The sequence below is a fragment of the Listeria immobilis genome (genome assembly GCF_014322845.1).
GTDB classification, from domain to species: Bacteria; Bacillota; Bacilli; order Lactobacillales; family Listeriaceae; genus Listeria; species Listeria immobilis.
On record NZ_JAASUA010000001.1, the window covers coordinates 21,535 to 33,903 of the forward strand.

The following is a 12,369-nucleotide window of genomic DNA, read 5'->3' on the forward strand; positions in this document are numbered from 1 at the left end:
TTTATGAAGTTCAAATAAAGTACAAAAAATTTTAAGTTTCATTAATCTTATTCATTAACTCATTTACTTTGTAAGATTCTTTTTGCTCCATTTCATCAATTACATGCGAGTAAGTTTCTAACGTTGTTACTATAGTGTTATGCCCCAAACGTTTAGATAAATACTTTATATTACAATCATTATACAAAAGCAGTGTAGCATGTGTGTGTCGTAATCCATGCACGCTAATATCTTTATTGATACCTAATTTTGTACAGTAGCGCTTTAATGACTTGTTTATTGCGTTGTTCGAAGGAGGAACATTGTTAGTACTAATAAAAACTAATTTGTGTTTGTTGAATGTTGAGTCCTTTAATTTCTCAGCTGATTGATAGACTTTAATTTTATTTAACATAGAAAGCGTTTTGTCATCAATAGTGATGATTCTATTTGAAGAATAGTTTTTTGTGTTACTAAAAGCATTTGTGTTTTTATAGTCCCACGTCTTATTTATCTTTATAGTTTTTTGGACAAAATCAATACAATCCCATGTCAATCCAATTATTTCGGAAAACCTTGCTCCAGAGGCTATAGCAAATAGAATAACTGATATCGAAGAATGAGTAGGGTTGAAATGATTATTCAATTCTTTTACTAATTTTTTGACTTGTTCTTCAGATAAAGCTTTTAAATCTTTATATGTTGTTTCATCGTCTGGAATAATAACACGGGCAGTAGGATCTCGTAAAATCACGCCTTCATAAACCATTTCTCGAATAAATGACCTAACATAGACATGACGTTTTCTTGTAGTTTCCTTCGCATGCGTTTTCGCAAATTCATTAATAGCTTTTTGATATGTTGTTCTATTAACATCATTTATTTTTAATCCAACAAAATATTTTTCGCAAAATTTTATTGCATAATCATAATGTTTATCATTTTCAATTGATTTTTTTTGCTTTCTAAAAGTTGTATACCATTCTTTAAAAGCCTCAACGAAATTTGCTTCACCAGCGTTTATGTCTACTCCTCGATGTAATTTGTCTTCCATTTCAGAAGCTGCTAATAAAGCCTGCTTTTTTGTCGGAAATCCGCTTTTGCTCTTTACTTTATACTTCCCAGATTCTTTATATGAAACGCGATATTTCCAACCTGTTTCAGTTTTTACAATATTAGCCATGCTAGTACCTTCTTTCGCACATACGTTCTTTTTTCGATAAAAAGAAAAGCCCAGAGGCTCTCTTTATTTGATATCGTATGTTGTTTTACCATATATTTCATCTGTTCCCATATTTAAGTAAATTAATTCTACAGGAGTTTTTTTATCATCAAGATAATAAGCTACTGCACATTGAGCTGTTCCGCCTTTTTTTATATCTTCCATTTGGCTGTTCAAAAATTTATCATCTGGCAGACTAGCAACATCTATCTTATTTACTTGATTAGGATTATTATCTTGATTCGCTTCGATAAAATCTATCCAAGCAAGTGGTGTTATATCACTGCCAGACTTGTTTGTAATATCATACCAGAAAGCTATTACAGGCTTATCACCATATTCATTACCTTTTTCTCCAACAGGTATTACTTTATGACTTGTTATTGTTATTTTTACGTCTTCGTTTTCTAAGATACCATTTTTAAATGTATTTGTTTTCGTTTCTTTTTTTTCATTGCTTTCAATAGATTCATTATGCTTGCTTGCTTTTATATCGTCATTTTGTTTTCCGCAACCAACTAAAAAAATACTAAAAGCTAATAAAAACCCTGTTAATAAAACAATCCCTTTTTTCATATTACAAGCTCCCTTTTGTATGTACCAACCCGCGGCCGCGAACTGGTTACATAGTTATATTTTATTCAAAAGTCTTGCGATGTCTTCCAGTTTTTCGCTTCGACTTAATCTACTGTCAATAACTATGAAAATTTCTTTTTTTAAAGTGAATGAACAAGAAGTGAATTCGTGTTCTAGTATCACTATATCATGTTGTACGTTCAGTTCATCTAAAGTTTTCATGTATTTATACCCCGTTGGTTTTATTGCAACGTTGCACTTACATTATACATAATTTTTATAAGAAATAGCACGTCTTCACAGAAAGTTAATAATCAATAGCAATAACGAGTAAATAAATTACAAGTCAAGAGTCAAGTAAGTAAATAAATTATACTTTAATCTTTTTTCTGTTGCTCATAATATTCAATAAATGACTTAACAGCTTTGACTGCTTCTGCGTCATTCATTACTCGAGATGCAACAGCTTTAAAATCTTCGTTTTCATCAACAAATTTATTTATCTCTTTATCTTCTCTTGAAGCTACTTCTGTGATGTTTATTTCTTTTTCATTTGCATGTTCTTTTCTTTTTTCTTCTATATAAGCAAGTATTTCTTTTATATCTTCTTCTGTTGCGTTTGAATCAATGTGTGCTGCGATTGTGTCAGCGAGATTATTACCGTCTCTTCCTAATAAATAATCAGTAGATACATTAAAAAATTCAGCTATTTTCAGTAATGTTTGATAGTCTGGCTCTCTTGTTCCTTGTTCATAATTAGCTACTTGGCCTCTAGAAAATCCAAGTTCGTCGGCTAATTTGTATTGTGAAAAACCTTTTTTCTTTCGCAACTCAGATAATCTTTTACTAAACATTTCTAACACCTACGCTTTCTATATGTATATTATAAGAAACAATTGGTTTCCAGTCCATTAATTTTTCAATGCAGAAACAAAAAGTTTCTAAAAAGCTTGACAGAAACAATATGTTTCTGATATAGTATGTTTATAGAGAAACAAAACGTTTCTTTTGGGGGTGAAAAAATGAGAAACAGGCTTATTGAGCTAAGGAAATCAAAAACGAGACGGGAGGTATCGAAAGATTTAAAAATAACACCTCAAATGTTAGGGGCAATTGAAAGAGGAGACCGGACTCCATCGTTAAAACTAGCTAACAAAATCGCAAACTATTATGATGTGCCAATTGAAGATATTTTTTTTGATAATAAAGACACTATGTGTGTCTAAAATGAAAGGAAAACAAAACAGGAGGTTAGAAAATGAGGAAAATTGCATTTACAAACTCTTTCCTAACTAAGAGAAATAGAAAAGAGTCAGTACTCACCATTGAATTAAGTATAACTGGAGAAGATTTTAGCGATTTAAGTATTTTGCCGGAACTTTATTCAGAAATTAATTCATTAGTTAATAGATTATCGGAAAAAACTAACGGCGATTTGGGCAAAAGAAAATAAAGTTTGGATTGGATTATTTTTAACTTCTTCTTTTGCTTTAAACCATACAGAGTCATCTTTAACAGAATTTATGAATTGGTCTCCAGATACTGTTAGAAAACGGATAATGTAGTCGTAATTACCGTCCATGTTACCAGTTGGATAATCACCAACTGCAAGACCTTCATACAGAATTAATGATACCGCATTAGCAAGTTCATGAAAAGAGTACTTGTCACCAAGTCTTTCAGTGAAAAAGTCACTATGTAAATCGCCATATTCTTCTTGATCGCGCACTGACAACAAAACATCTCGAATACAATCATAGTTAATTTTCATAATATCACCTCCAATCAAACTAATTATAGCAGATTGGAGAGTAAGCGAAGTGGAGGAAATAAAATGACTAATTTAGTTGTACTACAAAACAATCAACCAGTTACAACTTCATTAAATGTAGCTGAGGTTTTCGAGAAGAAACATAAACATGTTTTAGAAGCTATAGACGATTTGAGAGGGGCAGCCGAAAATTCGGCAGACCTATTTCAAGAAAGTTCTTATGTACACCCGCAAAACAAACAAACGTACCGAATGATTTATATGAACCGTGATGGATTTACTTTACTGGCAATGGGATTCACCGGAAAAAGAGCAATTGAATTTAAGCTTCAATACATCAATGAATTTAACAAAATGGAAAATCACATCAAAGCTCAACTTGATACTTCGCAGTTAAGTCCGGAACTACAAATGTTTAATCAAATGTTCTTAGCAGTAGCGAACGCTGAAAAAGAAGCTAAAGAAGTAAAAGAAGAAGTTAAAAACATGAAGTTGATTTTCAGCGTTAATGCTAACGAATGGAGAGAAAAAGTAACAGTAATTTTGAGAAAAATCGCGGCAAATTTCGGAGGTGCGGAACCTTTTAGAAGCATTATTCAAATGAGCTATGAACGTTTTGAGAGTCGTGCGCATTGTGATTTAAATAGACGATTAGAGAATCGGCAAACAAAAATGGCGGCAAAAGGGATGAGTCCAACAGCTATAAAGAAATTAAATAAATTAGATTGTATTGCTGAAGAACAGCGCTTAATTGAAATTTATCTAACTGTTGTAAAAGAAATGGCTATCCAGTTTGGGATTAGATCAAATGAATTAGAAGCTTTAAAAGTAATTTAAGCGCCGCCTACCACAACGACGCTCGCAGACAACTTACAGTCACCGGGGAGCGACTAACAATAGTATATAACGATAAGTTGTTAATTAGTCGCTAAAAAATATACAAAGGGGATTGAGATATTATGTTTCAAAAATCAACATCGGCAACAAGCGCGATGCAAGTTTTAGCAGAAACTCGCACGCAAAAAGAACTAGCGATAGATAGTTATGTAACGCCAGCCTTAATAAGTAATCAGATGAAAGGAAAGAGAACTGTTTCACTTGAACAAGCAGAACAGTTAATTGATAGCTACAACGAACCAAAAAGCACATATTTATTCGCACATGAATTTTCAAATGGAATGATACCACCTTTGCTGAACGGACTAGACAGTCACCACGCGGCTTTAACTTGTCGCTTTGAACTAGAAGTAACAGAGGCAGTAAATGCATTAAAAAGCGGACTAGAAACGATGACATTCAATCTAAGAAAAGGTGACATGTTACAACGAGAAGCGGCAAAACAAGCTATTTCAGAAATAACAGATGTAATCGCAACAGCCTTAACACTTAACACAAGTATAGCGAAGGCATTCAACATTAATTTACAACAAATTTTAGAAAGTCGAGATAAATTCTATCAAAAAAACGGTTTAGTAAAGGAGTGAAAAATATGGCTTTAGTGTGGGGGTTAGACGAATTTGCAAAAGAGACAGGTTTAGAAAAATCATTTGCTAGAGATTGTATTCTTAATAATCCACGTTTTGTAGATCAATTGGATATTACGAAAGGCGGGTTTGTAGTATATGCGGACGGCAAAGGGAAGCAATGGTACATTGAGCCAGAGCGGATGCAAGAATTTGTAAAGGAAAACTGGATAGAAATTTTCAGAATGAAGGTCAAAAGATGAAGAATCCAATGTTATTCAGCATCTTAGTAATAATAGCAGCGGCGTTATTATTGCTAAACATATATTACGTGATAGCGATATTCATTTTATAAGGAGGCTACAACAATGGCAGAGCGAATTTTTCGTAAGCAAACGATTTTCGGTAATAGTGAGATTTTCATAGATGACAGAACGAAAATGATAGTTAATCCAACTTTTCGGCAAAAAATACCGCTTATTGAAACAGGCTGCGAGAAAATGACGGACTATATCGAAGAGTTAAAACTAAAGGGTTATGAGGAGGTCACACGCTGATGGAAGTATTTGTAGTAATGATTTTCGTGTCGTTTATGTCAGTGATCGCGGGATATTGGCTGAGAGGAAGTGATAAAAAACATGGTTGAGAATCCGATGGTTGTTGATGATCTTTGGGACGATGATTTTAGACATTAAAAAAGCACGCATAGCAGTGCGCGCTTTAAGGATTTGAGATATTACCTTAAGAAAATTATACCTCAGGTTCATTAAAAAATCAATGGAGGTAACATATATGGCTGTAGCAAAAGAAAAGACAATGAACATCTTAGCGAGCGTGAAAGACATGGATAGAACACAATGGTTGCTGACTCGGCGCCTAGGCATTGGCGGTAGCGATGCAGGAATTATCATGGGTTTAAATCAATACAAAACAGCATTTGAGCTGTGGCTAGATAAGACAGACCAAGTTTTACCAGATGAATCAGCGGGAGAAGCCGCATACTGGGGCAATCAAATGGAGGAAGTTGTCGCAAAAGAATTCGAAAAGCGAACTGGAAAGAAAGTAAGACGTAGCAACATGATGTATCAACATCCAGAGCATGATTTTATGTTGGCAAACGTTGATAGGTTTGTGGTTAGTGAAGACGCTATTTTGGAATGTAAAACAGCATCAGCATACTTAGCAAAAGAATGGGAAGCTGACGAAGTACCAGCGACTTATCTAGTGCAAATACAACACTATTTAGCGGTCACAGGTAAAAGTAAAGCCTATGTAGCTGTTCTAATTGGAGGAAATAAATTCATTTGGAAAGAAATTGAACGCGATGACGAGTTAATCAATCAAATAATTGCTTTTGAGTTAGATTTTTGGGAAACGAACGTAAAAGGACATGTAGCGCCGGCACTAGACGGTTCAAGTGCCGCAGAAAAATATTTAAAAGATCGTTTTGCTAAGTCAGAAGCTAAACAAGTTATTTTATCAAAAAAATACAACGAATTTTTGGCTGAAAGAGCAAATTTAGAACACGATATAAAGCTTTTAGAGACACGAAAGAAAGAAATTGATAATAATATCAAGAATGATTTAAAAGAAGCTGAAACAGGCATCGCAGACGAATTTACGATTACTTGGAAGCCTGTTATTACCTCAAGAGTAGACACTAAACGTTTAAAAGAAGAACATCCAGACATTTACAAAAAATTACGTAAAGAAACTAGTTATAGAAAATTTGCAGTGAAGGAGAATAAATAATAATGGCAACTAACGATGAATTAAAAAATCAATTAGCAAATAAACAAAATGGAGGGCAAGTAGCAAGCGCACAATCATTAGACTTAAAAGGTTTGCTAGAAGCACCGACAATGCGTAAGAAATTCGAAAAGGTACTAGATAAAAAAGCGCCTCAATTTTTAACTTCCCTTTTAAATCTTTACAATGGCGACGACTATTTACAAAAAACTGACCCTATGACAGTTGTTACTTCCGCCATGGTTGCTGCAACACTAGATTTACCAATTGACAAAAATTTAGGCTATGCGTGGATTGTTCCTTACAAAGGCAGAGCGCAGTTTCAGCTCGGTTATAAAGGATACATCCAGTTAGCATTACGCACAGGACAATATAAAAGCATTAATGTTATCGAAGTGCGCGAAGGTGAGCTACTGAAATGGAACCGACTTACGGAAGAAATCGAACTAGATTTAGACAACAATACAAGTGAAAAAGTGGTTGGCTACTGTGGCTATTTCCAGTTAATTAATGGCTTTGAAAAAACGGTCTATTGGACTCGTAAAGAAATTGAAGCACATAAACAGAAATTTAGTAAATCAGATTTTGGATGGAAAAAAGATTATGATGCGATGGCTAAAAAGACCGTTCTTAGAAACATGTTAAGTAAATGGGGGATTTTATCCATCGATATGCAAACAGCGGTTACAGAGGACGAAGCAGAGCCGAGAGAACGAAAAGACGTTACAGAAGATGAATCAATACCAGATATCATAGATGCGCCCATAACGCCGTCTGACACGTTAGAAGCTGGTTCGGAGGTTCAAGGGTCAATGATCTAAATGAAAGGAGAAAAGGAGCATGTCTAGTGGTTGGATAAAAATTTATCGTTCTCTACAAGAACATTGGATTTGGGAGAATGAAAAATATTTAAAATGGTGGTTGGATTTGCTCCTTTTAGCCAATCACCAAGATAGGGATATTTTGATAAACGGAGAGTTAATAACGATAAAAAGAGGACAAAAACATACATCTGAATTATGGCTTTCAAATCGATGGAATGCGGACAGAAAACAGGTTCGAAAGTTCTTAGAACTATTGAAAAAAAATGACATGATAACGATAACTAAAAGTAGACAAAAAGGGACAACGTATGAAATCAGTAATTACAACGACTTTCAAGGCATTTCTGAGGAAATAAGAACAACTAAAGGGACAACGATTGACACAACGGAAGATACAACGAAAGAACATCAAATGGTACAACGAAAGGGACATAAACAAGAATTAAAGAACTTAAGAATTAAAGAATTAAAGAAAGATATTAACAACAACAGCGATTTAAATTTCAAAGATTTTTGGGAACAAAATGGATTCGGAATGATGCTTCCAGTTGAAATGGAAAAACTGCTTGCTTGGGTAGATGATTTTGCAGGTAATCGAGAAATTGTCATGAAGGCTTTAGAAGTTACATCAGAGCAAGGAGCTAATAAACGAAATTACGCCTATGTTAATAAAATTCTCAAGAACTGGGAAAGCAGAGGATTTAAAACAATAGTTGATGTTGATGCAGCGGAAAAACAACGACAGATAGAGCTAGAGCAAAAATATAACAAGCCTGCTTTCAACAAATACAACAAACCAGTTAAAGAAGAAATATTGCCAGATTGGTTCGACAAAGAGCAGAAACAAACAAAAAAAGAAACTTCAACAACAGAATCAAGCGAAGACTTAGAAAAGAAAGTTGCTGAAATTAAAGCGAAATTAGCGGCTAGGAGCGAGGCGAAGGCGTGAAACGATTTTGTTTTATGCTACGCCTACGTATCAAAAGAGGACGACTGATAAGGGGTTAAGAGTAATTAGAGTGGTTTAGAAAGGATGAAATTTCTTGGGAAAATATTACTGGCACGTGTCAAGATTTGGTGGAAAGCCGACAGAAATTCGACACTATAACCACATTACAAAAATGTATAAATTTATTTTGCGAAATCCGGCAATGTTCAAAGATAAAACTTTAACGATTTATGATGACGCAAAAGCAGTTACAAACATGACGTTTAACGAAATTAAGTATAGAGCTAGTTTGAATTTATGTGAAACGGTAGAAAGAAAGTATGTGTTGTCACTTACTCAAAGGCTTAAGGAGGAACAGAAGGAGGCTAAAAAGTGAAACGAATACTTAATTATCCCGGCAGTAAATGGGGTTTGGCAGATTTAATAATTGAAAATATGCCGGAGCATAAAAGTTATTTAGAACCATTCTGCGGATCATGTGCGGTCTTTATGAACAAGCAAAAAGCTACTTTAGAGACGATAAACGATTTAGACGGTCGACTAGTTAATCTTTTTAAAACAATGCGTGATAATCCAGAAGAACTGCAGTATTTAATCATGCACACGCTGTATTCTCGTGAAGAGTATATGCTTTCGCATGAAATATCAAGTGATTCATTAGAAGACGCTAGACGCATGGCTGTGAGGCTCTGGTTTGCCGTCGGAGGCAAGACTAATGCAAATGTTGGATTTAGAAAAAACGTGTCTTGGAATGGTCCTTACAATGCATATGAGTGGAATGACATGTATAACCGCATCGGAATAGCTGCAGCAAGACTGAAAGACGCTCAAATCGAAAATGTAGATGCAATTAAACTGATTGAACAGCATAACGATAAAGATACACTGATATATTGTGACCCGCCATATGTTGCAACTTCTTTAGCAAGTCCACATTATCAGCATGACTTTAGTTTAGAGCAACACAAAGAGTTACTAAAAGTGCTTAAAAATCATGAGGGCAAAGTAATGTTAAGCGGCTATGAATCAGAACTATATAAACAAGAGTTATCAGACTGGCCAGCTCTTAAAACAATGACAAAAGTAGGCATTACATCAGAAAAGAAATCAGATAGGCAAGAAATTATTTGGTGCAATTTTGAGCCGCCTATGCAATTAAATCTTTTTAAGGAGGAACAAGCATGAATTTCAAAGTAGGAGACAGAGTAGAATTTATTTACAGAAATAAGAAAAGCGTAGGAGAAATAAATGGCGTCTATCCTGGAACACAAGAGGTGTCTATTAAGCAAAGCGATTCTCCGGTAGATTTGTTATTTTCAGATAAAGCTGTAGTAAAAGTTGAAGAACAAGAACGTATAGTTGTGCCGCAGTTTGTTGCTGATTGGATAAGTCGTCATAAACAAGAAGGATACAATTTGATCTGGTCGATAAGCTATGAAAATAATGATATGCCTGATGAAATGTATGAATGGTTAACTTCAACAGCTGATAATCAAGAACTATTTGCACGCGCGTGGATGGACGGCTACGAAGTCGAGAAAGAACCGCTTTATTATGTACAACTTATTACTAATTCTTTGGGGTATCTCAATGTACGAAATGATGGTCGTCGGTCTTTAAGTGATAGTGTTCAAAATGACATTTTTAAAACACAATTTACGGAAGCTGAAATAAAAGCGATGGACGAACGTTATTGGCAGTTTTCTGTTCTTGTTAGGGATTCGGAGGGCGAGGACAATGAGTAAAAACTTGTATGCAATCAAGCGAGATGGCTTTTACAAACATTTTCCACAAGGTCAGTATGATGCTTATCTGTCGAAAGACTGTTTATTTGTAAAAAGAGAAACAGCAGAAAATAAATGCGCTTTAAATAGTTCTGACGAAATAGTAGAAGTCAGTTTAGTAGAAGTGGAGGGTGAGGCGTGATGACAGATTTACCGCATTTTGTACAGAACGAATTAACAGGCTTTACACGAATTCACAATGACAACGCGCGTGTAATCGCAAGCTTATATTATGCGATGCAGGAAAGAAAGCAAGGGGTACCGTTTTCAAAAGCAACTATAAATTGGTGTAGTCACGAGGATAATTTGTACAGTGCAGTGAAGTTTTTGATGGAAGGAGAGGGTGAGGCGTGATGTACGCAATACGACATAAGCGTACTAAAAAGTTCGTATACGGAACTGATAAACGCTATTCAAAATTTAGACAGCGCACTTCAAACGAACAAGCGTTATTGTTTGAATCTTACTTCACGGCGCAAGTGGCGTTTAATGATAGGCGTGTATCGAATAAGCTTTACGAAATTGTGCCAGTTGAATTAATTGTAAAAGGAGAGGAGCACGAAAATGAGAGAGATTGAATTTAGAGGAAAAGCGATTCACCCAAACAGTCTTGAGCAAATTGTTGGCAGTTGGGCATATGGAGGAATATTTGAAAATAAAATTATTACTAGAAATTTAGATATGAATAGCCATTATCATGGGTTTATTTCGGAAATTGAAATTGACTTAAAAACCATCGGTCAATACACAGGTTTAAAAGACAAAAACGGCAAGAAGATTTTCGAAGGGGATATAGTTAATTTTAAGTTTTTTGACAGAATGGTTGGTGATATTGCTGGTGTAATTAATTTTATCGATTGCGTGTGGGCAGTAAGTGATTTCAAGAATAAACGACTATATCAATTGATAGATGTTGATAACATCGAAATTATAGGCAACATACATGAAAATCCGGAATTGTTGGAGGCATGAATAATGGGTGATGATGATTATTGTCCGCAGTGTTTCGAGTGCGATGGAGAATGCGTTAACGGCGAAAACGGAACGCTCGTATGTGAATACTGCGGGCATGTATATACAGATGAGGAATGGGACGAAAAGAACGATAAAGAAATTGCGGAATACGTGGCTTTTCTAAAAAGTTTATCGGAGGTGGTGGAATGAAACAAGAAGAGTTGAACATCATATTAGAGAATCATGGGAAATGGCTGCGTGATGAAGGTGGCGAGAGAGCAGATTTAAGTAATGCAGACTTAAAAAACACAAATTTAAGATTTGCAAATTTAAGACTTGCATATTTAAGTAATGCAAATTTAAGAGGTGTAAATTTAAAAAATGTAGATTTAAGCTATGCAAATTTAAGAGGTGCAAATTTAGACAATGCAGATTTAAGCTATGCAGATTTGAGCGGTACAAATTTAGACAATGCAGATTTAAGAGGTGTAAATTTAGCTAATGCAAATTTAAGATATACAGATTTAAGACATGCAGATTTAAGATATGCAAATTTAAGACATGCAAATTTAAATTGGGTAAACTGGCAACATGTAGAAGGCTTAACAGTTATCTGCGTACAAGTATATACGACACGTAAAAACAATCAAATAGCATATATCAAAGAATTAGATATATGGATAACAGGTTGTTTCCAAGGAACATTAGATGAGCTTAAAGCGTCTGTTGAACAAACGCATAAGCATAACGAAAAACTTAAAAAGAGATATTACAGAGTGATTGATTTTATTTTGAACGAGGTGACGGAATGAACGAACAAGAAGCAAAGAAGATTATCCTGAAATGGTTGAAAGAAAACAGTAAATTTTTAACACCTTTCAGACTATTCTTTGACTTAGAAAACATAAATAGCAAAGCTCCTCGGCAAGTTGTAGAGGCTTACCTTGCAATCGAAAATAGAAAAGTAGAGTACGAACTACTAGCCGAATTTGCCGCGTGGGGATTAAAAGAGGTGGCGAAATGACTAAGACAGATGAGTGGTTCGAGTTTGAGGAATGTAGGTCACGCACAAAGAATAATACTGTTGCAGATCAGTTA

22 protein-coding genes and 2 pseudogenes are annotated in these 12,369 nt (G+C 34.8%); 19 read left to right on the plus strand and 5 right to left on the minus strand.

Features of this window, described 5'->3' with window-relative positions:
- Nucleotides 1–31: 31 nt before the first annotated feature.
- From HCJ45_RS00150 to HCJ45_RS00165, 4 genes are all read right to left on the minus strand, one after another.
- Nucleotides 32–1,162, minus strand: a complete 1,131-nt coding sequence (locus tag HCJ45_RS00150) for a tyrosine-type recombinase/integrase (protein WP_187123669.1) — start codon at nucleotides 1,160–1,162, stop codon at nucleotides 32–34.
- A 63-nt stretch (nucleotides 1,163–1,225) separates the two neighbouring features.
- Nucleotides 1,226–1,777 (minus strand): DUF5067 domain-containing protein, encoded by a 552-nt coding sequence (locus HCJ45_RS00155; RefSeq protein WP_185332701.1) that lies wholly within the window; start codon nucleotides 1,775–1,777, stop codon nucleotides 1,226–1,228.
- A 54-nt stretch (nucleotides 1,778–1,831) separates the two neighbouring features.
- Nucleotides 1,832–1,999 carry a hypothetical protein gene (locus tag HCJ45_RS00160; protein ID WP_014601103.1) on the minus strand — a complete coding sequence of 56 codons (168 nt, stop codon included), beginning with the start codon at nucleotides 1,997–1,999 and terminating at the stop codon, nucleotides 1,832–1,834.
- Nucleotides 2,000–2,154: 155 nt separating this feature from the next.
- Nucleotides 2,155–2,631 carry a helix-turn-helix domain-containing protein gene (locus HCJ45_RS00165; RefSeq protein ID WP_187123670.1) on the minus strand — a complete coding sequence of 159 codons (477 nt, stop codon included), beginning with the start codon at nucleotides 2,629–2,631 and terminating at the stop codon, nucleotides 2,155–2,157.
- Nucleotides 2,632–2,799: 168 nt separating this feature from the next.
- On the opposite strand from HCJ45_RS00165, the gene HCJ45_RS00170 reads away from it, so the two are divergent.
- Nucleotides 2,800–3,003, plus strand: coding sequence for a helix-turn-helix transcriptional regulator (locus HCJ45_RS00170; RefSeq protein ID WP_187123671.1), 204 nt, complete (start codon nucleotides 2,800–2,802; stop codon nucleotides 3,001–3,003).
- 32 nt (nucleotides 3,004–3,035) lie between these two features.
- Complete coding sequence (locus HCJ45_RS00175; protein WP_003733687.1) at nucleotides 3,036–3,230, plus strand: hypothetical protein; 195 nt, start codon at nucleotides 3,036–3,038, stop codon at nucleotides 3,228–3,230.
- On the opposite strand, the gene HCJ45_RS00180 is transcribed toward HCJ45_RS00175, so the two are convergent.
- Nucleotides 3,189–3,548 (minus strand): DUF2513 domain-containing protein, encoded by a 360-nt coding sequence (locus HCJ45_RS00180; RefSeq protein WP_068995217.1) that lies wholly within the window; start codon nucleotides 3,546–3,548, stop codon nucleotides 3,189–3,191. The genes HCJ45_RS00175 and HCJ45_RS00180 overlap by 42 nt on opposite strands.
- A gap of 63 nt (nucleotides 3,549–3,611) precedes the next feature.
- Here HCJ45_RS00180 and HCJ45_RS00185 point away from each other — a divergent pair, with 63 nt between their 5' ends.
- The 17 genes and pseudogenes from HCJ45_RS00185 to HCJ45_RS00260 all read left to right on the plus strand — a co-directional run bounded on the left by HCJ45_RS00185 (nucleotide 3,612) and on the right by HCJ45_RS00260 (nucleotide 12,295).
- On the plus strand, nucleotides 3,612–4,385 hold the full coding sequence (locus HCJ45_RS00185) for a Rha family transcriptional regulator (protein ID WP_009924229.1): 774 nt from the start codon (nucleotides 3,612–3,614) through the stop codon (nucleotides 4,383–4,385).
- 122 nt (nucleotides 4,386–4,507) lie between these two features.
- Nucleotides 4,508–5,032, plus strand: coding sequence for a hypothetical protein (locus tag HCJ45_RS00190; protein ID WP_068995213.1), 525 nt, complete (start codon nucleotides 4,508–4,510; stop codon nucleotides 5,030–5,032).
- Nucleotides 5,033–5,037: 5 nt separating this feature from the next.
- Nucleotides 5,038–5,274, plus strand: a complete 237-nt coding sequence (locus HCJ45_RS00195; RefSeq protein ID WP_003731810.1) for a DUF771 domain-containing protein — start codon at nucleotides 5,038–5,040, stop codon at nucleotides 5,272–5,274.
- 105 nt (nucleotides 5,275–5,379) lie between these two features.
- Nucleotides 5,380–5,568: a gp45 family putative tail fiber system protein gene (locus tag HCJ45_RS00200; protein ID WP_187123672.1), complete on the plus strand. Its 189-nt coding sequence runs from the start codon at nucleotides 5,380–5,382 to the stop codon at nucleotides 5,566–5,568.
- A gap of 235 nt (nucleotides 5,569–5,803) precedes the next feature.
- Nucleotides 5,804–6,763 (plus strand): YqaJ viral recombinase family nuclease, encoded by a 960-nt coding sequence (locus tag HCJ45_RS00205; protein ID WP_187123673.1) that lies wholly within the window; start codon nucleotides 5,804–5,806, stop codon nucleotides 6,761–6,763.
- 2 nt (nucleotides 6,764–6,765) lie between these two features.
- On the plus strand, nucleotides 6,766–7,581 hold the full coding sequence (locus HCJ45_RS00210) for a recombinase RecT (RefSeq protein ID WP_010991173.1): 816 nt from the start codon (nucleotides 6,766–6,768) through the stop codon (nucleotides 7,579–7,581).
- 19 nt (nucleotides 7,582–7,600) lie between these two features.
- The gene (locus HCJ45_RS00215; RefSeq protein WP_187123674.1) at nucleotides 7,601–8,533 is read left to right on the plus strand and encodes a DnaD domain-containing protein; all 933 of its coding nucleotides are present in this window, start codon (nucleotides 7,601–7,603) and stop codon (nucleotides 8,531–8,533) included.
- A 94-nt stretch (nucleotides 8,534–8,627) separates the two neighbouring features.
- Nucleotides 8,628–8,909: a hypothetical protein gene (locus tag HCJ45_RS00220; RefSeq protein WP_041918346.1), complete on the plus strand. Its 282-nt coding sequence runs from the start codon at nucleotides 8,628–8,630 to the stop codon at nucleotides 8,907–8,909.
- Nucleotides 8,906–9,718 carry a DNA adenine methylase gene (locus tag HCJ45_RS00225; protein WP_185600934.1) on the plus strand — a complete coding sequence of 271 codons (813 nt, stop codon included), beginning with the start codon at nucleotides 8,906–8,908 and terminating at the stop codon, nucleotides 9,716–9,718. The genes HCJ45_RS00220 and HCJ45_RS00225 overlap by 4 nt, the downstream gene beginning before the upstream one ends.
- Entirely contained in the window at nucleotides 9,715–10,278 is a 564-nt protein-coding gene (locus tag HCJ45_RS00230) for a DUF1642 domain-containing protein (RefSeq protein ID WP_187123675.1), read from the plus strand. The genes HCJ45_RS00225 and HCJ45_RS00230 overlap by 4 nt, the downstream gene beginning before the upstream one ends.
- Nucleotides 10,271–10,459: a hypothetical protein gene (locus tag HCJ45_RS00235; protein ID WP_185331992.1), complete on the plus strand. Its 189-nt coding sequence runs from the start codon at nucleotides 10,271–10,273 to the stop codon at nucleotides 10,457–10,459. The genes HCJ45_RS00230 and HCJ45_RS00235 overlap by 8 nt, the downstream gene beginning before the upstream one ends.
- Nucleotides 10,459–10,671, plus strand: coding sequence for a hypothetical protein (locus tag HCJ45_RS00240; protein ID WP_031668124.1), 213 nt, complete (start codon nucleotides 10,459–10,461; stop codon nucleotides 10,669–10,671). The genes HCJ45_RS00235 and HCJ45_RS00240 overlap by 1 nt, the downstream gene beginning before the upstream one ends.
- 210 nt (nucleotides 10,672–10,881) lie before the next feature.
- Nucleotides 10,882–11,289 carry a YopX family protein gene (locus HCJ45_RS00245; protein ID WP_187123676.1) on the plus strand — a complete coding sequence of 136 codons (408 nt, stop codon included), beginning with the start codon at nucleotides 10,882–10,884 and terminating at the stop codon, nucleotides 11,287–11,289.
- Between the two features lie 3 nt (nucleotides 11,290–11,292).
- Nucleotides 11,293–11,481: an SAM--benzoic acid carboxyl methyltransferase gene (locus HCJ45_RS00250; RefSeq protein ID WP_185352265.1), complete on the plus strand. Its 189-nt coding sequence runs from the start codon at nucleotides 11,293–11,295 to the stop codon at nucleotides 11,479–11,481.
- A pseudogene (locus tag HCJ45_RS15110) lies at nucleotides 11,478–11,642 on the plus strand (pentapeptide repeat-containing protein); the annotation flags it as partial. The gene HCJ45_RS00250 and the pseudogene HCJ45_RS15110, both read left to right, overlap by 4 nt.
- Before the next feature lie 12 nt (nucleotides 11,643–11,654).
- A pseudogene (locus HCJ45_RS00255) lies at nucleotides 11,655–12,083 on the plus strand (pentapeptide repeat-containing protein); the annotation flags it as partial.
- Complete coding sequence (locus HCJ45_RS00260) at nucleotides 12,080–12,295, plus strand: hypothetical protein (protein WP_187123678.1); 216 nt, start codon at nucleotides 12,080–12,082, stop codon at nucleotides 12,293–12,295. The pseudogene HCJ45_RS00255 and the gene HCJ45_RS00260, both read left to right, overlap by 4 nt.
- Nucleotides 12,296–12,369: the final 74 nt, after the last annotated feature.

Excerpts from the sequence above, each read along its gene's own strand:
- HCJ45_RS00150 (WP_187123669.1), bottom strand. The coding sequence starts at position 1,162 with ATGGCTAATATTGTAAAAACTGAAACAGGTTGGAAATATCGCGTTTCA.
- HCJ45_RS00155 (WP_185332701.1), bottom strand. The coding sequence starts at position 1,777 with ATGAAAAAAGGGATTGTTTTATTAACAGGGTTTTTATTAGCTTTTAGT.
- HCJ45_RS00160 (WP_014601103.1), bottom strand. The coding sequence starts at position 1,999 with ATGAAAACTTTAGATGAACTGAACGTACAACATGATATAGTGATACTA.
- HCJ45_RS00165 (WP_187123670.1), bottom strand. The coding sequence starts at position 2,631 with ATGTTTAGTAAAAGATTATCTGAGTTGCGAAAGAAAAAAGGTTTTTCA.
- HCJ45_RS00170 (WP_187123671.1), top strand. The coding sequence starts at position 2,800 with ATGAGAAACAGGCTTATTGAGCTAAGGAAATCAAAAACGAGACGGGAG.
- HCJ45_RS00175 (WP_003733687.1), top strand. The coding sequence starts at position 3,036 with ATGAGGAAAATTGCATTTACAAACTCTTTCCTAACTAAGAGAAATAGA.
- HCJ45_RS00180 (WP_068995217.1), bottom strand. The coding sequence starts at position 3,548 with ATGAAAATTAACTATGATTGTATTCGAGATGTTTTGTTGTCAGTGCGC.
- HCJ45_RS00185 (WP_009924229.1), top strand. The coding sequence starts at position 3,612 with ATGACTAATTTAGTTGTACTACAAAACAATCAACCAGTTACAACTTCA.
- HCJ45_RS00190 (WP_068995213.1), top strand. The coding sequence starts at position 4,508 with ATGTTTCAAAAATCAACATCGGCAACAAGCGCGATGCAAGTTTTAGCA.
- HCJ45_RS00195 (WP_003731810.1), top strand. The coding sequence starts at position 5,038 with ATGGCTTTAGTGTGGGGGTTAGACGAATTTGCAAAAGAGACAGGTTTA.
- HCJ45_RS00200 (WP_187123672.1), top strand. The coding sequence starts at position 5,380 with ATGGCAGAGCGAATTTTTCGTAAGCAAACGATTTTCGGTAATAGTGAG.
- HCJ45_RS00205 (WP_187123673.1), top strand. The coding sequence starts at position 5,804 with ATGGCTGTAGCAAAAGAAAAGACAATGAACATCTTAGCGAGCGTGAAA.
- HCJ45_RS00210 (WP_010991173.1), top strand. The coding sequence starts at position 6,766 with ATGGCAACTAACGATGAATTAAAAAATCAATTAGCAAATAAACAAAAT.
- HCJ45_RS00215 (WP_187123674.1), top strand. The coding sequence starts at position 7,601 with ATGTCTAGTGGTTGGATAAAAATTTATCGTTCTCTACAAGAACATTGG.
- HCJ45_RS00230 (WP_187123675.1), top strand. The coding sequence starts at position 9,715 with ATGAATTTCAAAGTAGGAGACAGAGTAGAATTTATTTACAGAAATAAG.
- HCJ45_RS00235 (WP_185331992.1), top strand. The coding sequence starts at position 10,271 with ATGAGTAAAAACTTGTATGCAATCAAGCGAGATGGCTTTTACAAACAT.
- HCJ45_RS00240 (WP_031668124.1), top strand. The coding sequence starts at position 10,459 with ATGACAGATTTACCGCATTTTGTACAGAACGAATTAACAGGCTTTACA.
- HCJ45_RS00245 (WP_187123676.1), top strand. The coding sequence starts at position 10,882 with ATGAGAGAGATTGAATTTAGAGGAAAAGCGATTCACCCAAACAGTCTT.
- HCJ45_RS00250 (WP_185352265.1), top strand. The coding sequence starts at position 11,293 with ATGGGTGATGATGATTATTGTCCGCAGTGTTTCGAGTGCGATGGAGAA.
- HCJ45_RS00260 (WP_187123678.1), top strand. The coding sequence starts at position 12,080 with ATGAACGAACAAGAAGCAAAGAAGATTATCCTGAAATGGTTGAAAGAA.